This window comes from Escherichia sp. SCLE84, assembly GCF_012584495.1.
Classification (GTDB): Bacteria; Pseudomonadota; Gammaproteobacteria; order Enterobacterales; family Enterobacteriaceae; genus ECMA0423.
In genome coordinates this window covers 1,475,838-1,496,822 of sequence record NZ_CP051430.1, presented here as the reverse complement: position 1 = coordinate 1,496,822, position 20,985 = coordinate 1,475,838, and the positions used below count along the sequence as shown (strand labels likewise).

Sequence of the window (20,985 nt, the reverse complement as noted above, 5' to 3'; positions counted from 1 at the left end):
TTAATCACCGAACTTATCATACGGCGATATAACGTATTTTTTTTGAATGGATACTCGGGTGGCATTTATGACGCAATACTCCTCTCTCCTTCGTGGTCTTGCAGCGGGTTCTGCATTTTTATTCCTTTTTGCCCCAACGGCATTCGCGGCGGAACAAACCGTTGAAGCGCCGAGCGTGGATGCGCGTGCATGGATTTTAATGGATTACGCCAGCGGTAAAGTGCTGGCAGAAGGCAACGCGGATGAGAAACTGGATCCCGCGAGCCTGACTAAAATCATGACCAGCTATGTGGTTGGGCAGGCGCTTAAGGCCGATAAGATTAAACTCACCGATATGGTGACGGTCGGTAAAGATGCCTGGGCGACGGGAAATCCGGCACTGCGTGGTTCATCGGTAATGTTCCTCAAACCGGGCGATCAGGTTTCGGTGGCAGACTTGAACAAAGGTGTGATTATCCAGTCCGGTAATGACGCCTGTATTGCGCTGGCCGATTACGTTGCCGGGAGCCAGGAGTCATTTATTGGTTTGATGAATGGTTATGCCAAAAAACTGGGTCTGACCAACACTACCTTCCAGACGGTGCACGGTCTGGATGCGCCGGGGCAGTTCAGTACCGCGCGCGATATGGCATTGCTGGGTAAAGCATTGATCCACGATGTGCCGGAAGAGTACGCCATTCATAAAGAGAAAGAGTTCACCTTCAACAAAATTCGTCAGCCTAACCGTAACCGTCTGCTGTGGAGCAGCAATCTGAATGTTGATGGCATGAAGACAGGAACCACGGCAGGCGCGGGATATAATCTGGTTGCTTCGGCTACCCAGGGCGATATGCGTTTAATCTCCGTAGTGCTGGGGGCGAAAACTGACCGTATCCGTTTTAATGAGTCTGAGAAATTATTGACCTGGGGTTTCCGCTTCTTTGAAACCGTGACGCCAATTAAACCTGATGCCACCTTTGTGACTCAGCGCGTCTGGTTTGGTGATAAGAGCGAAGTGAATCTTGGGGCAGGTGAAGCGGGCTCAGTGACCATACCGCGTGGGCAGCTGAAAAACCTGAAGGCGAGCTACACGTTAACGGAACCGCAGCTTACCGCACCGCTGAAAAAAGGTCAGGTTGTCGGGACCATTGATTTCCAGCTTAACGGTAAATCCATTGAGCAGCGTCCGCTGATCGTGATGGAAAATGTGGAAGAGGGCGGATTCTTTGGTCGGATGTGGGATTTCGTGATGATGAAATTCCATCAGTGGTTCGGCAGCTGGTTCTCTTAATCTTCTGATAACCGGATGGCGCGAAACGTCATCCGGTTATACGTCATTAATACATCAACTTAATACGGTGCGTCTGCGCGTACTTCACATACTCATCTTCCGGGCAACAATCACTCACCACAATATCAAAGCGTTTCAGGTCACCCATGCGCGCCGGACGCACCTTGCCAAATTTACTGTGGTCGACAACCAGCACATGCTTTTGCGCCATCGACATGGCCCAGTGTTTTACCGGCAACTCTTCAAGATTAAAACAGGTAGCGCCTTTACTGACATGCACGCCCGCCGCGGAATAAAAAGCGATATCCGGGCAAAAATTATTCAACGTTTGCTGAAAATCGATGGGTTTGAAAATGGCGTTGCTGGCGTGAAATTCACCACCGCACAGAAATGCGCGGCAATGGGGTTTCTCTTTCAGCGCCAGAAAGGTATTTAGCGAATAACAAACGGCGGTAAAAGGGATTTCATTATCAATCGCTTCAATAATCCACGGCGTGGTGGTGCCACAGTCAAAAAAGAGAGTCTGATCGGGTTCTACCAGTGTCGCAGCCATTTTTGCCGCCCGGCGTTTTTCTTCCACCAGGCGGGATTTTTGATCGCTTAACAGGTAATGGCTGGCACTGCGCGGTTCCAGAACAATATAGCCGCCGAGCAAAACGACGGGCGCACTGTGGTTGTTCAGATCGCGACGAATCGTCATCTCCGAAACCCCAAGCAGGGCGGCGGCGTCTTTAAGATGTAACTTATCGCTGCGTTTTAATTCTTGCAGCAGCTGCCCGATACGCTCTTCGCGACGTGTTTCCATAATCCCTCTGAATAGTTATTGAAGCGAGCCGCTCAATACTACACTTTTTAGCAGAGATCAGTCACGCACCCAGCCTTTGCGGATCGGTAATGCAAAACAGAAGCGATACCACGATTGCAGACGTTGATAGAGTTTATGCCCCATCGCTTGCCAGATAATCTGAGCGCTAAGGCAGCCAATCATACCTGCCAGCAATCCACCGAGCATATCCAGCGGCCAGTGCACGCCAAGATAAACGCGCGACCAGGCAATGACGACGGCCAGCACCATTAAAAGTGAGCCGGACCACCGGCGATGCCAGCATAAAAATGCCAGTGCAAAGGTGAAAATCACCGTACCGTGGTCGCTTGGGAATGAGTCATCCGCCGCATGATGCAGGAAGTTATAGCCGATATTTTCGACAAAGGGTCGGTCGTGCGGAAAAAGATGTCCCATCGTCCAGGACACAAACAGGCTGACCGCCAGCGCGATAGCGATTTTTATCACCAGTTGCCGTTGTGCTGTAAGCCCCCACAACCAAAGCACCGCGGCCAGCAGCGGTACCACGGTAATCAAATCTTTAGCAATAAAAATCGCCAACGAGATCATCCACGGAGCCGAGTCTGGCGTCGCGTTAATAAGAGAGAATAGAGAGAGATTCAAATTTTCCAGCATAACTTCCCGACGCAAAGTGATTAAAAGGGAGCCAATACAGGCAAGTCGTTGAGAATAAAGTGCAGGTTAAACTGGGTAAAGCGGCATCGTCTTATTTCCCTCAAGCGGCCTGTTTACGGTGGGTAATTGTAACGGGCATAGGTTAAATAAAACTTAAAGAAAGCGTAGCTATACTCGCAATAATGTAAGAATGTGCTTAACCGTGGTTTCAGCTACAAAATTCGCTTTCTCGTTAGCTGTGCTTTTATTAAACTCTGCGCGATTATTATTGGCGAAGAAATTGCATGCAAAATAAATTAGCTTCCGGTGCCAGGCTTGGACGTCAGGCGTTACTTTTCCCTCTCTGTCTGGTGCTTTACGAATTTTCAACCTATATCGGCAACGATATGATTCAACCCGGTATGTTGGCCGTGGTGGAACAATATCAGGCGGGCATTGATTGGGTTCCTACTTCAATGACCGCATATCTGGCGGGCGGGATGTTTTTACAATGGCTCCTGGGGCCGCTGTCGGATCGTATTGGTCGCCGTCCGGTGATGCTGGCGGGGGTGGTGTGGTTTATCATCACCTGTCTGGCAATATTACTGGCGCAAAACATTGAACAATTCACTCTGTTGCGCTTCTTGCAGGGCATAAGCCTCTGTTTCATTGGCGCTGTGGGATACGCCGCAATTCAGGAATCCTTCGAAGAGGCGGTTTGTATCAAGATCACCGCGCTGATGGCGAACGTGGCGCTGATTGCTCCGCTACTTGGTCCGCTGGTGGGCGCGGCGTGGATCCATGTGCTGCCCTGGGAAGGGATGTTTGTCTTGTTTGCCGCATTGGCAGCGATCTCCTTTTTCGGTCTGCAACAAGCCATGCCTGAAACCGCCACGCGTATAGGCGAGAAACTGTCACTGAAAGAACTCGGTCGTGACTATAAGCTGGTGCTGAAGAACGGCCGCTTTGTGGCGGGGGCGCTGGCGCTGGGATTCGTTAGCCTGCCATTGCTGGCGTGGATCGCCCAGTCGCCGATTATCATCATTACCGGCGAGCAGTTGAGCAGCTATGAATATGGCTTGCTGCAAGTGCCTATTTTCGGGGCGTTAATTGCGGGTAACTTGCTGTTAGCGCGTCTGACCTCGCGCCGCACCGTACGTTCGCTGATTATTATGGGCGGCTGGCCGATTATTATTGGTCTGTTGGTCGCTGCTGCGGCAACGGTTATCTCATCGCACGCGTATTTATGGATGACCGCCGGGTTAAGTATTTATGCTTTCGGCATTGGTCTGGCGAATGCGGGACTGGTGCGATTAACCCTGTTTGCCAGCGATATGAGTAAAGGTACGGTTTCTGCGGCGATGGGAATGCTGCAAATGCTGATCTTTACCGTCGGTATTGAAATCAGCAAACATGCCTGGCTGAACGGGGGCAACGGACTGTTTAATCTCTTCAACCTTGTCAACGGAATTTTGTGGCTGTCGCTGATGGTTATCTTTTTAAAAGATAAACAGATGGGAAATTCTCACGAAGGGTAAAAAAATGCCTGATTGCTTTGTGCGATCAGGCATTCTCGAATTAATGGTGATGGTCGTCAATCTGGTGTTCGATAACCATCCCTTCACCTACGCTGGCAAGATGGCGAACATAAGGATGCGGGCGGTAAGCCGGAGCTGGCGCAGGAGCCACATAGACGGTTTGCGGCACAGTCGCGACGCTGACCGCTTGTGGAACGCTGACTGAATCAGGAACCACAACCACTTTGTATCCACTCGGCACATCGACGGTGACACTTTGCGCCATCGCCACACCAGTAAAGCCCATTAAAAGCGCGCCCAACAGTAGACAATTTTTCATAAACATTTCGCCTGAAATAATGCAGCGGGTTAATTTCCGCGAATTATGCAGCCTTCATTCAGGTATTGTGTTGCCGGGCGTGCTGCCGTTTTTATTGGTCAAATGGCGCTTCGTGTTTAAGCACTTTATCGATCACATCCAGTACGCCTTCACGGTTATTGGAGCCTGCCCGGTATTTTGCCGCTGCGACGACCGCATTGCCGGCATTTTCCATTGCAAAACTAAAGCCTGCCTGACGCAGCATCTCAATATCGTTACCGCCATCGCCAAAGACCACCACTTCGCTGTCGTCTATTCCCCATAATTTCTGCAGTTGGCGAAGGCCATTGGCTTTATGTACGCCGGGGATAATCAGATCGATGCTGCCGTTGCCGGTGTGGACCGGCACCATAATATCGCCGATGGCCTCATGTAATGCTTTTTGTACTTGTGGAATCAGTTCATCGGAAAGATTCAGGCCAAACTTAAAGAAGATATCCTCTAAGTTGTCAAAGTTATCGACGTATTCCAGACGGTGATAATACATTTCCGCCACCGTTTTCATGGCATCGTCATATTTTTTGAGCGTATAGGCGCTATTTTTTCCGCAGGCAATAATTTCCACTTCCGGGCGCGTCAGCAAATGTTCCACGACAGTAGTAAACGCATCCTTCGACAGCTCGCCATTAAAAACATCTTTGCCTTCGCTCACTACCCAGCCGCCGTTTTCAGCCACAAAGGCAATTTCATTAGCAATTTCAGGGAAGAAAGAGATCAACTGATAATATTGATTCCCGCTGGCGACTACAAAGCGAATTCCTTGTGCTTTCATTTGCTGATACTGAGCCATAAATCGCTCACGGTTATAGGTTTTTTGATCGCTTAAGAAAGTACCATCCATGTCTACCGCAATTAATTTAATGCTCATCAACTATTCTCCATCGCCGTCTGCGTTTTGGTATCGGGTTTGGCGACGGCTTTCGCGACAATAGCCGCGAGAATAACCAGCGCCAGTACAACCAGCATTGCACTACGTAATCCATAATGTTCGCCGAGATAGCCCAGCAGCGGCGGCCCGACGAGGAAAGCCAGATAACCGGTCGTTGCTACCACACTGACGCGGGTTGGTGCATCGGGGCCGGTATCGCTGGCGGCAGAAATGGTCAGCGGGAAGCCCAGCGAGGCACCCAGTCCCCAGAGTACAACAGACACCCCAGCGACCCAGGCGCTATCGACAAAAATAATCAGCCCAATACCCAACGCCCCCATTAGTGCACTGGCCCGAACCACGGCAACGCGACTGTAACGGTCGATGAACCAACCGCCGGTGAAGCGTCCAACGGTCATCCCCAGGGTAAAACCGGCATAAATCAGCGAGCCGGAAGTAGGGCTAAAACCGTGACCGTCAACCATTAATAAGGGTAACCAGTCGTTGGCAGAACCTTCGGCAAAGGCCATCGCCAGCACCACAACACCTATCAGCAGCAACTGGATATCGCGATAAAAAGGAATGCCTTTTTCGCCATGCTGGGTGCCATCGGCAGCATTTTTGCCCGTACCGTCAGGGATTGCCTGAATGGCGATATAAATAGGCGCGATACCTACCAGCGCCGCCAATAAAATGTGCACCGTTGCCGGAACGCCAAAGGCCGTCAGTGCCATCCCGACACCAGCGCCTGCCAGCGTGCCCAGGCTATAAAAACCGTGCATCATTGGCAAAACCGTTTTATTCATTTCTCGCTCAACGGCGGCACCTTCAACGTTTATCGCCACTTCCGCAGAACCAAAACTTGCCCCAAAGACGCCGAGACCAACGGCAAAGAGCAGGGGCGATGTCAGCCAGAGTGCCAGACTTAATATCATCATCCCGATCAATGCGCAGGACATCGTGACCAGGATGACATTACGCGTGCCAAAGCGTTTCACTAACCACGCCGAGCAGAGAATACCGCTCATCGAACCGATCGACAGACCAAAGAGAACACCGCCCATTTCAGCGATCGAGACAGAGAGAATATCGCGGATAGCAGGCGTACGGGTTGCCCAGGACGCCATTAACAGGCCTGGCAAAAAGAAGAACATAAACAGCGCCCAGGTTCGGCGTTTCAATGCATTACGTGAAGAATTTACGGTCATAGATCACGTCAAAATAAGAAGAGGGAAGACAACATTAGCAAGGTTGTGTACATTTGTACACAATTGCAGAGAGAGGAAATGACATGCGTCGCGCTAACGATCCGCAACGGCGAGAAAAAATTATCCAGGCCACGCTGGAGGCGGTGAAACTTTACGGAATACATGCTGTTACGCACCGCAAAATTGCTACCCTTGCCGGGGTACCGTTGGGATCGATGACCTACTATTTTTCAGGAATTGATGAGTTGTTGCTGGAGGCGTTCAGCAGTTTTACTGAGATTATGTCCCGGCAATATCAGGCATTTTTTAGCGATGTTAGTGATGCTCAAGGCGCATGCCAGGCTATCACCGATATGATCTACAGCTCACAGGTTGCAACGCCGGATAATATGGAGCTGATGTACCAGCTCTACGCGCTGGCTAGCCGAAAACCGCTATTAAAAACGGTAATGCAAAACTGGATGCAGCGCAGTCAGCAAACGCTCGAACAATGGTTTGAACCCGGAACCGCCCGCGCGCTTGATGCGTTTATTGAGGGGATGACGCTGCATTTTGTCACCGACCGTAAGCCGCTATCGCGCGAGGAGATTTTGAGGATGGTTGAGAGGGTTGCAGGGTAGTAGATAAGTTTTAGATAACAAAAAACCCATTTATGTAAACGGGTTAATGAAAACAATAAGTTAGATTAAAAACAATAAGTTAGATTGGTGGTCAGTGGTGGTTATTACGGGGTAATGCCAACCGCTGCCGCCACTTTGTCGCCACTTGGCAGCGTTGCCAGAGGATTGAAACGAAGCGCCGTTTCCAGATGATCCGGTGCCAGATGTGCGTAACGCATAGTCATTTTTATATCGTGGTGTCCGAGAATTTTTTGTAAGGCCAGAATGTTTCCACCCGACATCATGAAGTGCGCCGCAAACGTATGGCGCAGAACGTGTGTGAGTTGACCGCGAGGGAGCACGATAGACGTTTTTTCCATCACGGATAAAAATTGAAAATAACAGTCTGTGAAGAAATTGAACCCATCAAGCGCCATGATCTCTTCGTAAAGCTCTTTACTGATAGGGATGCTTCTGTTTTTCTTCCCCTTCGTTCTTACAAAGGTAATTCGGTATTTGGTCACCTGTGAGCGGGTAAGATTTACGGCTTCACGCCAGCGTGCGCCAGTGCTTAAGCATATCTTAACTACCAGTGCCAGAATTGGGTCCTGACGTTTACAATCAGCCAGCAATTCAACAATCTGCTCATGGGTAAGCCATGCCATCTCTTTTTCTGCGATGGTGAATTTTCGCATGTTCTCCAGTGGGTTCGGATACGACCATTCGCCCAGGCGGGATAGTTCGCTAAAAACACTACTAAGATAGCTTTGCTCCAGGTTAATAGTGACTGGGCTTGCTCCTTTTTTCCATTTCTCGCTGAAGTAGATCTCACCCGTCAGGCGTTTATCTCGATAGTGGGCAAACATTTTAGATGTGAGATCGGTTGCAAGGGGATTGCCCAGAGCGTCAACCATCAACAGCAATTTGTCATAGACATGCTGCCCAGCGGTTAGAGATTTACCATGTAGTTTGAACCATAGCTCAACTACGTCTTTCAGTGTTCGACGATCCACTGATTCACCCAGCCAGGGCTTTGCTTCGGTTTCTTCCATCGTGTGGCGCTCAAAAGCCAGAGCTTCGCCTTTGGTGGCGAATTGTTTACGCACACGACGCCCACTACGTCCGGCGGGGTAACATTCGCAAAGCCATTTCCCTGTGGTGAGTTTTCGTACTGCCATAAAAAATGCCCTCCAGTAGAGAGCATTTTTACTGTATGTATAACCAGTGTCAATGTATGAAATCCTACGACCATACATCTCACTGAAGCCATAATGAAGTTGGCTATTCTTTTTGCTATGTGAGCATGTAACTTTTGCGGTTAACCTGCGGCTCATTTTTATTTTAGACGCAGATATAAAAGCAAAAGTTATCGTGAGTTTTTAGTACAGATTTTTTTGGATTTACTAATAGTTCCATCATTGCAAACGAATTTGCCATCTGAGGTACAGTGAGAAACACCTCCCTTTTTCCCTGAGCAGGGATAATTTCTAGCATAGGTAGTTAGTGGGTTTAATAACAAAGAACATGACAAAACCACAAAAAATACCTTACCAAGCATAGTTTCCTCCCGGTACTATTTAACATACTTGACTGTTAAACTTATAATTTTACCAATTATTTCAATGTCTTCTATCTTGCATTCGAAGGCTCTGTTTCCACCCTCGACGAAGATTCTTCCACCGGGTAAACGAGTAATGTCACGGATCGTTATTTCGCCATCAATACTTATTACCCATTTACCATCACGTATATCATCAAATTCTTTATCACAAATAAATTCAGAATTGTTATCTGTGATGACAAAAGGTTTTTTAAACGTAGAGGGTAGAAATTCCTTATCAAAAATATAAAAACCGTCTTTCTGCAATGCTCCATCAGACAATAAATATTTTTCTACTTCTATAGTATTTGTATTTGCTGATGCTTGCTTTGAACCATGCCCTGTTGTTAGCCAATTAAGCGAGGTGCCCGTTTCAAGGGCGCACTGGATTACCCAATCTGCTGGAAAAATATCACGCATATAGCGCGTTGCCATGGTGCTCTTAGAAACACCTAAATGATCACAGAGAGCCTGACGGGTACCGAACCCATATGCTTCAACTAAACGTTCTATGGCTTTCTTACCGCCGCTATTGAAATCCACAAGTCCTCCAAAGAAATCCAAAATTCGTTGACAGATTCCAAAAGCGATCTTAAAGTTGAACCAGAAGTGTTCTTTTGGAGCCTTCACTACTAATCACGACAAACAACGGCTCGCCACAAGCCATATCTAGAAGGAATGTTGCCTTATGACACCTAACATTTCAATTACTCTGAATACACCACATGTCACAATCGAACGTTATAGCGAACTGACTGGCCTTTCTATTGATACGATTAACGACATGTTGGCTGATGGCCGACTACCTCGTCATCGTCTTCGTAAAGACAAAAAACGTGAAAAGGTAATGATTAACCTGGCTGCTCTGACTGTTGATGCTTTGTCTGCTTAATAGACGTCTATTTTCGCAATAAGACGCTGAGTTCGATTTTGCGATAAGTTCGGAGTTGAAAACCATGTTTGATTACCAAGTTTCCAAACATCCACATTTTGATGAAGCCTGTCGTGCATTCGCACTGCGCCACAATCTGGTGCAACTGGCAGAACGTGCGGGCATGAATGTGCAGATTCTGCGGAACAAGCTGAACCCAGCTCAACCTCATTTATTAACCGCACCAGAAATCTGGCTGCTTACCGATCTGACTGAAGATTCAACGTTGGTAGATGGTTTTCTGGCACAGATTCACTGCCTGCCATGCGTACCAATTAATGAGGTGGCAAAAGAGAAACTGCCACATTACGTCATGAGTGCAACCGCAGAGATCTGGCGTGTTGCTGCAGGTGCGGTATCTGGCGATGTAAAAACCAGTGCAGGTCGTCGTGATGCTATCAGCAGCATTAACTCTGTAACACGACTGATGGCGTTGGCTGCTGTTTCATTGCAGGCCCGTTTACAGGCTAACCCTGCGATGGCGAGTGCAGTTGATACCGTGACTGGCCTCGGTGCTTCATTCGGTTTGCTGTGAGGTGCTTATGCTGACGAAAGAACCATCATTTGCATCGCTGCTGGTAAAACAAAGCCCGGCAATGCACTACGGTCACGGCTGGATCACGGGTGAGGATGGAAAACGCTGGCATCCATGTCATTCACAAGATGAATTGCTGTCTGAATTGACCACGAGGAAACGGAGAAAGTCCAAATGTATGCGGCAGAAAGTGAAGTGGTTTATCAGTTTCGTTACAGAGGGGAGAGTTATTCAGTACCTGAAGATGATTTGCTCTGTTGCTATCCGTCATTGTCGGGCGATGGCAGTTACTTTTTCGCGTTAAAGGATGGGACGTTTTTACGGGGAGAGCAGGTTAAAGAGACGATACGAAAAAATGTATCTCCTCTTGAGCGTTACCGTAAGAACAAAGAACGATAGCTGCGTTTGGGGGATATGAAGTATGGCAATTAATGGCGCTGCAGCAACTGTTCCATTAAGCCCCGGTGAACGCCTGAATGGACTTAATCACATTGCGGAGTTAAGGGCGAAAGTATTTGGCCTGAATATTGAGTCAGAGCTTGAGCGGTTTATTAAAGATATGCGTGATCCACGGGATATCAATAACGAACAGAATAAACGAGCACTGGCTGCCATATTCTTTATGGCAAAAATTCCAGCTGAACGCCATAGCATCAGCATTAATGAGCTGACCACTGACGAAAAGCGGGAGTTGATTAAAGCAATGAATCATTTTCGTGCAGTGGTGAGCTTATTTCCCAGACGGCTAACCATGCCGAATTAACCAACTAATGAAATTAATGGCGTAAACCCGCCGGGTATCCCTTTATCTAAATTCAGGAGAATTGATTATGCGTAATATTGAAACCCTCAAGACTAAAACCGGACCGGATGATGCAGGGCTTAATATTTTACTGACAGAGGCTCGTCTGGAAGAACGCCGGGCAAGGGCTGAAGCAATGGCAGCTCGCCTTGATAGCCTGGCGTGTCATATCACATCCCGCCAGCTAAACCACGTCGAAGCAGCAGAACTACTGCGTGTAACTGCTGAAGCAATCCAGAACGAAGCGCAGGAGATCCACTAATGGCTGATGCAATGGATCTCGTACAGCAGCGCGTTGAAGAAGAACGCCAGCGCCATATCCGTGCTGCCCGTGCCAAAACGCCGGGCGTGTCCCGCGTGCTTTGCATTGAGTGTGAAGCGCCAATTCCGCCAGCACGCCGCCGCGCCATTCCAGGTGTGCAGCTTTGCATTACCTGTCAGGAAATCGCAGAGCTGAAAGGCAAACATTACAACGGAGGTGCTGTATGAGCACCATCCTGAAATGGGCGGGAAATAAAACCGCCGTAATGTCCGAACTGAAAAAACATCTTCCAGCTGGCCCGCGACTGGTTGAACCTTTCGCGGGTTCCTGTGCTGTGATGATGGAGACGGATTATCCCAGCTATCTGGTTGCGGATATTAATCCTGATTTAATCAACCTCTATAAAAAGGTTGCCGCTGATTGTGAATCGTTTATATCTCGCGCCAGAGTTTTATTTAAGGAAGCAAACAGGGAGGTGGCTTATTACAACATAAGGCAGGAGTTTAATTACTCAACTGAAATTACTGATTTCATGAAAGCGGTATATTTCCTGTATCTCAATCGTCACGGTTACCGTGGGTTATGTCGCTATAACAAGAGCGGGCATTTCAACATTCCCTACGGTAATTATAAAAATCCGTATTTCCCTGAAAAAGAAATTCGCGCATTTGCAGAGAAAGCCCAACGAGCAACGTTTATCTGCGCCAGCTTTGATGAAACGCTGGCGATGTTGAAGGCGGGGGATGTGGTGTATTGCGATCCGCCGTATGACGGTACGTTTTCCAGCTATCACACTGATGGTTTCACTGAAGATGACCAGTATCACCTGGCATCCGTTCTTGAACATCGGTCATCAGAAGGACATCCGGTCATTGTTTCTAACAGTGACACATCCCTGATCCGTTCGCTGTATCGCAATTTTACTCACCACTACATCAAGGCAAAACGCAGCATCGGCGTAGCAGCTGGTGAGAGTAAATCTGCAACAGAAATCATCGCTGTTTCTGGGGCGCGCTGCTGGGTGGGATTTGATCCTTCGCGTGGCGTGGATAGTTCTGCCGTGTACGGAGTACGTGCATGAGACATGCTGATATGAACAACTGCAGCGGCTTTAACGAGGCCGCCGCAGCATTCTCATGGAACAGCCCGAAAAAGGCGATTAACCCTTATCTGGACCCGGCGGAAGTTGCGCCGGTTTCTGCGCTTTCAAACCTGATCACTCTGTACGCTGCCGATAACAAGCAGGAACAACTGCGCCGCGAGGCACTGAGTGATCAGGTCTGGGAGCGTTATTTCTTTAATGAATCCCGTGATCCTGTCCAGCGCGAAATGGAGCAGGATAAGCTCATTAGCCGGGCAAAGCTGGTGCATGAGCAGCAGCGTTTTAATCCGGACATGGTCATACTGGCGGACGTTAACGCCCAGCCTTCCCATATCAGCAAGCCGCTGATGCAACGTATTGAATACTTCAGCAGCCTGGGCAGGCCAAAGGCTTATTACCGCTATTTGCGTGAGACGATTAAACCATGTCTGGAACGACTAGAGCATGTACGCGACAGCCAGCTATCTGCATCTTTTCGTTTTATGGCAAGCCATGAAGGGCTGGACGGCCTGCTGATCTTGCCTGAAATGAGTCAGGATCAGGTGAAGCGCCTGTCTACCCTTGTTGCCGCGCATATGAGCATGTGCCTTGATGCAGCTTGTGGTGATTTGTATGCCACCGATGACGTTAAGCCAGAAGAAATCCGCAAGACATGGGAAAGGGTGGCGGCGGAAACCCTGCGTCTGGATGTCATCCCTCCTGCGTTTGAGCAACTCCGCCGGAAAAGAAACCGCCGTAAACCCGTACCCTATGAACTCATTCCGGGTTCGCTGGCGCGTATGTTGTGCGCCGACTGGTGGTATCGGAAATTATGGAAGATGCGTTTCGAATGGCGGGAAGAGCAGTTGCGTGCTGTTTGCCTGGTCAGCAAAAAAGCATCTCCCTATGTCAGCTATGAAGCCGTGATGCATAAACGTGAGCAGCGCCGTAAGTCGCTGGAGTTTTTCCGTTCTCATGAACTGGTGAACGAAGACGGCGACACGCTGGATATGGAGGACGTGGTAAACGCCAGTAGTAGCAACCCGGCGCATCGCCGCAATGAGATGATGGCATGTGTTAAAGGTCTGGAGCTTATCGCGGAAATGCGCGGTGACTGCGCCGTTTTCTACACCATCACCTGTCCGTCACGTTTCCATTCCACGCTAAATAACGGCAGGCCCAACCCGACCTGGACAAATGCGACGGTAAGACAAAGCAGTGATTATCTGGTCGGCATGTTTGCTGCATTTCGTAAGGCGATGTACAAAGCCGGATTGCGCTGGTATGGCGTGCGGGTGGCTGAGCCGCATCATGACGGTACAGTTCACTGGCACCTGTTGTGTTTTATGCGCAAAAAAGATCGCCGCGCCATTACTGCTTTGTTGCGTAAGTTTGCCATTCGTGAAGACCGCGAGGAGCTGGGTAATAACACAGGACCACGCTTTAAGTCTGAGCTGATAAACCCGCGCAAAGGTACACCAACAAGCTACATCGCGAAATACATCAGTAAGAACATTGACGGGCGTGGTCTGGCTGGCGAGATCAGCAAGGAAACGGGTAAATCTCTGCGTGATAACGCTGAATACGTTAATGCCTGGGCGTCTCTGCATCGTGTTCAGCAATTCCGCTTCTTTGGCATTCCGGGGCGTCAGGCTTACCGTGAACTGCGATTGCTGGCTGGTCAGGCGGCAAGGCAACAGGGTGACAAAAAAGCAGGTGCGCCGGTACTGGATAACCCGCGCCTTGATGCCATTCTGGCTGCAGCTGATGCTGGTTGCTTTGCCACCTACATCATGAAGCAGGGCGGCGTACTGGTTCCCCGTAAATATCACCTCATCAGAACCGCTTATGAAATCAACGAAGAGCCGACCGCCTATGGCGATCACGGTATTCGTATTTATGGCATCTGGTCACCCATTGCAGAGGGCAAGATCTGCACTCATGCAGTGAAGTGGAAAATGGTCCGTAAAGCCGTTGACGTTCAGGAGGCGGCAGCCGACCAGGGCGCTTGCGCCCCTTGGACTCGTGGCAATAACTGTCCCCTTGCTGAAAATTTGTACCAACAAGGGAAAGACAAATCAGCTGATGGAGATACCAGAACGGATATCACCCGTATGGATGACAAGGAGTTGCACGATTACCTGCACAGTATGAGCAAAAAAGAGCGCCGGGAACTGGCAGCAAGGTTACGCCTGGTGAAACCGAAACGGCGTAAAGACTACAAACAGCGAATTACAGATCATCAGCGACAGCAGCTCGTGTATGAACTGAAGTCCAGGGGATTTGATGGCAGCGAGAAAGAGGTCGATTTACTCCTTCGCGGCGGCAGTATTCCGTCAGGAGCAGGCCTGCGTATCTTCTATCGGAACCAGCGTTTGCAGGAAGATGATAAGTGGCGGAACCTGTATTAATTACGCGGGTTAACAATTCGTGCTCTTAATAATACCAGGCATTTCTGGCTGATGAACGTAAAAAAACGTTTTACATCAGTAAGATTATTATATACTGTAAATATAAACAGTGGTTATGTATACAGTATCGCTTTGGTGTCATAGGAGGAAAGATGCAGGACTATTTTTTGGAGTCTTTGAAGCTCCAGCGCATTGATTTTTTTCTTAAGCTTGTAGCGGCTAGTGAGTGTAGTGATGAAGAGAAGGGGCTGGCTCTGCAGTGGGTTTCTGAATTGACTGATGAACTCATGGCAAAAATCAGAACCCACGAATACAACCGCTCAATGGATGTCATCAGTTGAGGTGACTTTTATGCGCATTGAAATAATGATCGATAAAGAGCAGAAGATTAGCCAGTCTACCCTGGACGCCCTTGAATCCGAGCTTTACCGCAATCTGCGCCCCCTGTATCCCAAAACGGTAATTCGTATCCGCAAAGGTAGCTCTAACGGTGTGGAACTGACCGGACTGCAACTGGATGAAGAAAGAAAACAAGTGATGAAAATTATGCAGAAAGTGTGGGAAGACGACAGCTGGCTGCATTAAGAAACGTTGCCTCCAGGAGGATTCATTCTGATGGGGGCTAGTTTGGGCAACGAGTGAAACGAGGCGTAAGGTGGGCGGGCATTTTGATAAGTGATCGTCCGCTTTGTGCTAGAAGCGGTCGTTACCGCTTCAGCACTTTGTTAATTAGTGAGGGCTGGTTATTACGTAGTCGCTCTGGTCATCCTCTCCCAGCCTCTCAGGTATTAAATCGTTGAAGGAAATAGTATTACTCTTAGGTTTTTCTTCAATTGGAAGTTCAGCTACCCTTAATTTGAGCGGCATGGGGCAGACGATACCACTAAAAATACAGGTTCCTGTAGATAGCGTTGGAATCGACTCTTCAGTCAGTCGATCTATATATGATACTGATTTTTCAATTGCGTACAGATCATTCTGATTAATAAGGCGATGAATAAAATAATTGTGTGCTTGGGATATGATTGTCGACGATATATCATTAGGGCGTTGACTGGAAATTGTGATAAAAACTCCAAATTTTCTCCCCTCCTTTATGATTTCCTCAAAAGTTTCCAGACGATAATCTCTCCAACTTTCCGTTTCCCGAAAAGAAGTATTAGACAAAATATTGTGGGCTTCATCTATAATGATGTGCAGTGTAGATTTCTCTGTAGACATTTTCTTCATATTGTAAGCCCACTTGGCTATCAAAAGAGGAAGCGTTTTTTTCATGGTTATATTAACCATATTTAGATTCACAACCGTGAAATTATGTTCACCCCAAAAGTCAGACTGTCCGGAAGTATCAAATATTTTGGCTATATCTTTACGGTTAGCACTCATTCTATTTATAACTGGTGAAATATGTTCAGGGTTAGACTTGTTAGATAAATATTCCTGTATTAACTGTAAGTACATAAAGTCCAACAGTTCTTCAATCATATCAGTTTTAAATGAAAAATTGCTTGCAAGACTGAATAGATAGGAGCGCTCAGTATCAGCTTCTGTATTGAAAATACTACCACCCCTCAATTTCCATTTATATGCAGTTGAATGATACTCAAGATCAGATATAAGTTCTGGGTCATCTTTGAAAATTGGGCTAAGAAACTGATTTATAGTATCGCATTTGGGTTTGTCGCTACTAAAGAGATTTTGTCTGACTTTTTTCTTCAGGATATTGCGCATAAACTCAAGAGGATTATCAGCAGTCATCACTTTCTTGCGAAACTCAAGAACTCTCTTCAGGAAAGGTTTCTGTGTTTTGTCTGTTGCATCGGTTAGAACTGAGAGCATATCATGCTCAAGTAGAACCTCTCTGGGTAGAGGAAGTTTGTCACCATTTGCATGGTGCGTGTTGAGATTATAAACCGTCTTCTCGTCAGTAATACAGCGTGGGGCAGTATATTCTCCATTAAAGTCGAATAGAATAAATTTGCATCTTTCACTAAAGTGGTTGCCGAGAATATGTTTAACTTGGGCAATACCTGCTTTGTATAGCGCGGCTAGGGTATTTGACTTTCCGCTGCCTGTATTACCGAAAATGGCAATGTGGGAATTAATAAGACCATTGATTGGTAGTGCAATTTCAATATCTTCAAGATCTGTACGAGTAAACCTCATTACAGTTTCGTCTGCATCAGCTATCTGATGAACCGTCTGTATCATCTCTTCAGTTACCACGAAGACTTCATTGCCGATGAGAGGTAGTTCACGCGAACCACCAATGAAGCAACCAGTACGATCAATGTAACCCGTAAGAGTAGAGGTCAGGTATCGCCGATATCGCCAGGCATCACTGCCGCTCCCAGCGAGATGTTTTTCCTCAATGATTCGTTCCGCTTCAACCTTGCCGATCAGGCTCATGAAACCTTTTTTGATCTCAATGAAGCTACCCACTGATACATTTCTTAGAACTTTTCCCTGATAAAACAAGTCACTGAGATTTTTGTTTTTATCGACCAAAATTGTCACAGCGCGTCCAGAAACCTCACAGACTTCGCCTATACGGAGCACCGCTTCCTCTTCAGTAAAATGCCTGCTCATCTCGAGCCTCCCAGATAGCACGTGATAATGTTATTCATTACCGGAAAATCAACATTTCTTCCCGGCCGATAAATAATCTCTACGTTTGAGTAATCCCGAAATTTCTCCATAAAGCCGTTAACACTGGCCTCATCGAAAGCAAAGATCAGTAGCTTCAGGGTGGCGTTGCGCAGGGCTTTTTTAGTTATCGTTTCAATGTGCTCATCAGCAAACGAGAACCCAAAGACAATTAGTAAAGTTGCTTCTTTATCAAGCTCGTTGGAATAGGTTCTCAGTAAATCATAATAAACGTTCTGTAGTAGAGTCTCTTTAAACTTCTCCTTACGTGGAAGAATAAGTGCATGAGCAAGTACCCATCCTTTCATTTCGGCTAGGGTGGGAAAGTCAAGCGGCTTAATATCTGCAATACGATAAATGATTTTCCCTTTAGAATGCTGCCAAGAGAGCGAACCATGAAGTTTTATAAGGTTAACAGTAGGAAGCTCAACTTTATAATTATACAGATTTCCGGTTGCACTTACAGAATGATTAAAGCTACCCGCATCAAATTCCGCATCTCCCAAAATACTTGCTCTTCTATTGAATCCATCATTAAAAAGAATATTGTTATTACGTGTGGCAGCTTCTTCGATGAATAAATCATAATTAGTTGTAAAAACGTTAATACGCCTCGGAAGTAGGCCAGTTCGGCGGCGGGTCAGTATCTTTTCCAGTGAAGACATAAATGCATCATAATTTGCACGGGTACATTCCAAATCGGTGATCACCTGAGGTGCGAAGGGGGTGCCGTAGCCGCGCTTCAACATGCATTCATGAGGTAGCCAAACATCTGACAAAAAGTCAGCTGCCATCCTTAAGTATTCATCTTCCTGTTCATCATTAATAAGCTGCTGAAGATCCGTTTCGATTGTCCCCAGTACTTTAATCGCTGGGAGGGATGCACCTGATCCGATGAGAAAGTTAATGTTAGCTGACTGAAATATCCGCTCTAAGTAGTCTCGGTCACTATCGTTACCGTAGTATGCGCGCTTGACTGCCATCTTATCCTTCCACAAAACATTGGATTAGTCTGTAATTTATTTAATCTTAACGCCGAGCTCAATACTTTAACATCACTTCTTCTGGCGATTGCTATGAGCCCTTCTTGATAAAAAGTTCGATCGGGAAACTGATCCTTTATGCCACAAGTTTTCTAGCTATCCTCAAAAAATTGGTGTTAAAACTGTGCCAACAAAGTTGCAAGGTTCGCTTCTCGCTCACAGCGAACTTTCATCTTTGTAAACCCGTATGATTCGCTTTTCAGCAGTCATTCAGATACGGATTTACGCTTCCCTTGGCAGCGCATGACTATGACGCATGAGATCGCATGATCGTTTGAGGATCGTTTTTGCTGAAGTCAGCCAGAACTGGCGTGCTTTTGCTTATGTCATGCAGGTGCATGAAAACCACTACATAAAGCGGGCAGGCGTGGCGGGGATACGAGCGCGCGCAATGCTATGATCTGGCTCTTTCAAAACTGTTAACGGTTCTTCACATTCTTAAATGATCATGGTAGCTTAAGCATGCACATGTAGGCAGATTTGTTGGTTGTGGTATCGCAATCAGTGATCTAAATGTTAGATGGATTCGCCTTCTGACATCCTTGTAGCCATTCTTGGGCTGTCCTATGCTTTGCGTAAGAGTGCCTACATGTGCCTACCCTAACTGATAATCAAGGTTGATTTTTAGATATGGCACCCCTATCAATTTTAGAACGTTTACAAAACGCTGCTAACAGGCAAGATTTGGCTAGTATCTTGAATCTTAAAACTGCTTTTCTTACGGATGTTATTTATCGTTTAAAAGCTGAAACGCAGTATACACAATTTACTATCCCTAAAAAAAACGGAGCGCCGAGAGTCATATCAGCACCTACCACTAAGCTCAAAGATATTCAACGTAGATTAGCTGATGTTTTATATTTATGTCGTGCAGAAATTTATAAAAAATATAATATTAATCAAGTTTTATCTCATGGGTTTGAAAAAGAAAAGTCAATTATTACGAATGCTGAACGGCATAGAGGTAAAACGCTACTACTAAATATAGACCTTGAGGATTATTTTGATAGTTTTAATTTTGGACGTGTTAGAGGTTTTTTCTTATCAAACAGAGATTTTAGATTAAATAATACTGTTGCTACAACGATCGCACAAATTGCATGTTTTCAGAATGGACTTCCTCAAGGAAGCCCATGCTCTCCAATTATAAGTAACTTAATCAGTGGAATTCTTGATATAAGATTATCAAAGTTAGCAAAGAAATACGGATGCAATTATTCACGGTATGCTGATGATCTTACATTTTCAACTAATAAAAAAACATTTCCAAAAGAGATTGCTGATGTTGGCGGAGAGTCTGTAACCCTAAGTCCAACTTTAATTAAAGAGATTATAAAGGCTGGCTTTAAAATAAATGATAAAAAGACAAGGGTTTGTTATAAAACATCACGACAAGATGTTACTGGGTTGACTGTTAATAAAAAAGTGAATGTTGGCAAAGAATATGCAAAAGTAACGCGTGCCATGGCTCATTCTCTTTATAAAGATGGTTCTTTTGTTATTGTTACTGAATCAGGAAAGATTGAAAAAGGTACATGTGCTAAATTAGAAGGCCGTTTTGGATTTATTGACTCAATAGATAAATATAATAATTTAAAACTAAAGAACGCAAGACAGTTGGAAAAGTACCAAAGTGTAAATCATGGATTAAACTACACTGCAAAATTGAATTCGAGAGAAAAAGCCTACAGTTATTTTCTATACTATAAAAATTTTCATGGAATGGAAATGCCAACAATACTCACTGAGGGTAAAACAGACCGTGTATATTTAAAGTGTGCTTTGAAGTCATTGGCGAATTCATATCCTTTATTGTTTAATTCTTCTGATGATAGCTCTAAAAATGAGTATCGTGTTAATTTTTTTAAAGCAACTGAAAAAACAAGCTATTTTCTTGACATTTCTGGCGGTGCTACAGACTTCAAAAGATTTATATTAAGATACCAAGAACAAAAAAAGAGGTTCGAGAAATTTAAACCAAAGCACCCTGTTATTATGCTTCTTGATAATGACTCAGGCCCTAAAGATTTATTAAATCACTTAAAGGATAAAGTAAAAAATTGTCCAAATGATGTTGATACTATTCGTAAGGCAAGGTATACCCACATATTTGACAATCTCTATTTGTTATTAACACCATTGCTTCCTGGAGGGAAAGAGTCTTGTATGGAGGATTTATTTGATAGCACGGTACTATCAACGGTGCTTGATGGAAAGACATTTAATAAATCTAATGATACGGATACAAAAACAGAATATGGTAAGCATGTGTTTTCAACAAAGGTTATAAAGGCAAATTGTAAAACAATTAGTTTTGAAAAGTTTAAAGTTATTTTTGATGGTATTGAGGAAATTATTGCAGATTATTCAAAGAGGTGCAAAGTATAACTGTAAT

Annotated in this window: 24 protein-coding genes; 14 read left to right on the top strand and 10 right to left on the bottom strand. The window is 46.1% G+C overall.

The genetic code is table 11. The features are described from left to right. Positions 1 to 67 precede the first annotated feature (67 nt). The gene (dacC, locus tag HGD79_RS07500) at positions 68 to 1,270 is read left to right on the top strand and encodes a serine-type D-Ala-D-Ala carboxypeptidase (protein WP_000195961.1); all 1,203 of its coding nucleotides are present in this window, start codon (positions 68 to 70) and stop codon (positions 1,268 to 1,270) included. Positions 1,271 to 1,316: 46 nt separating this feature from the next. Here the strand turns inward: dacC and deoR are convergent, their stop codons facing one another. Both deoR and ybjG read right to left on the bottom strand, forming a co-directional pair. Beyond that, entirely contained in the window at positions 1,317 to 2,075 is a 759-nt protein-coding gene (deoR, locus tag HGD79_RS07495; protein WP_000450133.1) for a DNA-binding transcriptional repressor DeoR, read from the bottom strand. A gap of 57 nt (positions 2,076 to 2,132) precedes the next feature. Next, the gene (gene ybjG, locus HGD79_RS07490; RefSeq protein WP_096147245.1) at positions 2,133 to 2,729 is read right to left on the bottom strand and encodes an undecaprenyl-diphosphate phosphatase; all 597 of its coding nucleotides are present in this window, start codon (positions 2,727 to 2,729) and stop codon (positions 2,133 to 2,135) included. Between the two features lie 284 nt (positions 2,730 to 3,013). Between ybjG and mdfA the strand changes: the two genes are divergently transcribed. Further along, positions 3,014 to 4,246 carry a multidrug efflux MFS transporter MdfA gene (gene mdfA / locus HGD79_RS07485; RefSeq protein ID WP_001180076.1) on the top strand — a complete coding sequence of 411 codons (1,233 nt, stop codon included), beginning with the start codon at positions 3,014 to 3,016 and terminating at the stop codon, positions 4,244 to 4,246. A 40-nt stretch (positions 4,247 to 4,286) separates the two neighbouring features. On the opposite strand, the gene ybjH is transcribed toward mdfA, so the two are convergent. The 3 genes from ybjH to HGD79_RS07470 all read right to left on the bottom strand — a co-directional run bounded on the left by ybjH (position 4,287) and on the right by HGD79_RS07470 (position 6,680). Continuing rightward, positions 4,287 to 4,571, bottom strand: coding sequence for a protein YbjH (ybjH, locus tag HGD79_RS07480; protein WP_000480892.1), 285 nt, complete (start codon positions 4,569 to 4,571; stop codon positions 4,287 to 4,289). An 85-nt stretch (positions 4,572 to 4,656) separates the two neighbouring features. Then, positions 4,657 to 5,472, bottom strand: coding sequence for a 5-amino-6-(5-phospho-D-ribitylamino)uracil phosphatase (ybjI, locus tag HGD79_RS07475; protein WP_001297001.1), 816 nt, complete (start codon positions 5,470 to 5,472; stop codon positions 4,657 to 4,659). Then, complete coding sequence (locus HGD79_RS07470) at positions 5,472 to 6,680, bottom strand: MFS transporter (RefSeq protein ID WP_000217848.1); 1,209 nt, start codon at positions 6,678 to 6,680, stop codon at positions 5,472 to 5,474. The genes ybjI and HGD79_RS07470 overlap by 1 nt, the downstream gene beginning before the upstream one ends. 83 nt (positions 6,681 to 6,763) lie before the next feature. Between HGD79_RS07470 and rcdA the strand changes: the two genes are divergently transcribed. Continuing rightward, positions 6,764 to 7,300, top strand: a complete 537-nt coding sequence (gene rcdA, locus HGD79_RS07465) for a DNA-binding transcriptional regulator RcdA (RefSeq protein ID WP_001297003.1) — start codon at positions 6,764 to 6,766, stop codon at positions 7,298 to 7,300. 104 nt (positions 7,301 to 7,404) lie between these two features. On the opposite strand, the gene HGD79_RS07460 is transcribed toward rcdA, so the two are convergent. From HGD79_RS07460 to HGD79_RS07450, 3 genes are all read right to left on the bottom strand, one after another. After that, a complete protein-coding gene (locus tag HGD79_RS07460) occupies positions 7,405 to 8,457 on the bottom strand; it encodes a tyrosine-type recombinase/integrase (RefSeq protein ID WP_000290937.1) in 1,053 nt (350 codons plus the stop codon). Positions 8,458 to 8,645: 188 nt separating this feature from the next. Beyond that, complete coding sequence (locus tag HGD79_RS07455) at positions 8,646 to 8,837, bottom strand: hypothetical protein (RefSeq protein WP_000900883.1); 192 nt, start codon at positions 8,835 to 8,837, stop codon at positions 8,646 to 8,648. Positions 8,838 to 8,852: 15 nt separating this feature from the next. Beyond that, positions 8,853 to 9,422 (bottom strand): phage repressor protein CI, encoded by a 570-nt coding sequence (locus HGD79_RS07450; RefSeq protein WP_024220196.1) that lies wholly within the window; start codon positions 9,420 to 9,422, stop codon positions 8,853 to 8,855. A 145-nt stretch (positions 9,423 to 9,567) separates the two neighbouring features. Here HGD79_RS07450 and HGD79_RS07445 point away from each other — a divergent pair, with 145 nt between their 5' ends. The 10 genes from HGD79_RS07445 to HGD79_RS07400 all read left to right on the top strand — a co-directional run bounded on the left by HGD79_RS07445 (position 9,568) and on the right by HGD79_RS07400 (position 15,486). Further along, the gene (locus HGD79_RS07445) at positions 9,568 to 9,771 is read left to right on the top strand and encodes a hypothetical protein (RefSeq protein ID WP_000188450.1); all 204 of its coding nucleotides are present in this window, start codon (positions 9,568 to 9,570) and stop codon (positions 9,769 to 9,771) included. Positions 9,772 to 9,835: 64 nt separating this feature from the next. After that, positions 9,836 to 10,345 (top strand): phage regulatory CII family protein, encoded by a 510-nt coding sequence (locus tag HGD79_RS07440; RefSeq protein WP_168848348.1) that lies wholly within the window; start codon positions 9,836 to 9,838, stop codon positions 10,343 to 10,345. A gap of 7 nt (positions 10,346 to 10,352) precedes the next feature. After that, entirely contained in the window at positions 10,353 to 10,649 is a 297-nt protein-coding gene (locus HGD79_RS26960) for a phage filamentation protein Fil family protein (RefSeq protein WP_000956192.1), read from the top strand. Positions 10,650 to 10,766: 117 nt separating this feature from the next. Then, on the top strand, positions 10,767 to 11,108 hold the full coding sequence (locus tag HGD79_RS07430; RefSeq protein WP_000996717.1) for a DUF5347 domain-containing protein: 342 nt from the start codon (positions 10,767 to 10,769) through the stop codon (positions 11,106 to 11,108). Positions 11,109 to 11,175: 67 nt separating this feature from the next. Then, positions 11,176 to 11,409: a DUF2732 family protein gene (locus tag HGD79_RS07425; RefSeq protein ID WP_001244209.1), complete on the top strand. Its 234-nt coding sequence runs from the start codon at positions 11,176 to 11,178 to the stop codon at positions 11,407 to 11,409. After that, the gene (locus HGD79_RS07420; RefSeq protein ID WP_000752613.1) at positions 11,409 to 11,636 is read left to right on the top strand and encodes a TraR/DksA family transcriptional regulator; all 228 of its coding nucleotides are present in this window, start codon (positions 11,409 to 11,411) and stop codon (positions 11,634 to 11,636) included. Before HGD79_RS07425 ends, HGD79_RS07420 begins: the two co-directional genes overlap by 1 nt. Further along, positions 11,633 to 12,490, top strand: coding sequence for a DNA adenine methylase (locus HGD79_RS07415; RefSeq protein WP_029364117.1), 858 nt, complete (start codon positions 11,633 to 11,635; stop codon positions 12,488 to 12,490). The genes HGD79_RS07420 and HGD79_RS07415 overlap by 4 nt, the downstream gene beginning before the upstream one ends. Next, the gene (locus tag HGD79_RS07410) at positions 12,487 to 14,901 is read left to right on the top strand and encodes a replication endonuclease (protein WP_168848347.1); all 2,415 of its coding nucleotides are present in this window, start codon (positions 12,487 to 12,489) and stop codon (positions 14,899 to 14,901) included. Before HGD79_RS07415 ends, HGD79_RS07410 begins: the two co-directional genes overlap by 4 nt. Before the next feature lie 152 nt (positions 14,902 to 15,053). Beyond that, the gene (locus tag HGD79_RS07405; protein ID WP_001154434.1) at positions 15,054 to 15,242 is read left to right on the top strand and encodes a hypothetical protein; all 189 of its coding nucleotides are present in this window, start codon (positions 15,054 to 15,056) and stop codon (positions 15,240 to 15,242) included. Positions 15,243 to 15,252: 10 nt separating this feature from the next. Further along, the gene (locus HGD79_RS07400; protein ID WP_001217575.1) at positions 15,253 to 15,486 is read left to right on the top strand and encodes a DinI-like family protein; all 234 of its coding nucleotides are present in this window, start codon (positions 15,253 to 15,255) and stop codon (positions 15,484 to 15,486) included. 144 nt (positions 15,487 to 15,630) lie between these two features. On the opposite strand, the gene HGD79_RS07395 is transcribed toward HGD79_RS07400, so the two are convergent. Both HGD79_RS07395 and HGD79_RS07390 read right to left on the bottom strand, forming a co-directional pair. Beyond that, a complete protein-coding gene (locus HGD79_RS07395; protein ID WP_029364119.1) occupies positions 15,631 to 17,490 on the bottom strand; it encodes an ATP-binding protein in 1,860 nt (619 codons plus the stop codon). Then, positions 17,487 to 18,530 (bottom strand): SIR2 family protein, encoded by a 1,044-nt coding sequence (locus HGD79_RS07390; protein WP_028985770.1) that lies wholly within the window; start codon positions 18,528 to 18,530, stop codon positions 17,487 to 17,489. Before HGD79_RS07390 ends, HGD79_RS07395 begins: the two co-directional genes overlap by 4 nt. 690 nt (positions 18,531 to 19,220) lie before the next feature. Here HGD79_RS07390 and HGD79_RS07385 point away from each other — a divergent pair. Beyond that, a complete protein-coding gene (locus tag HGD79_RS07385) occupies positions 19,221 to 20,978 on the top strand; it encodes a retron Ec67 family RNA-directed DNA polymerase/endonuclease (RefSeq protein ID WP_168848346.1) in 1,758 nt (585 codons plus the stop codon). Positions 20,979 to 20,985 lie beyond the last annotated feature (7 nt).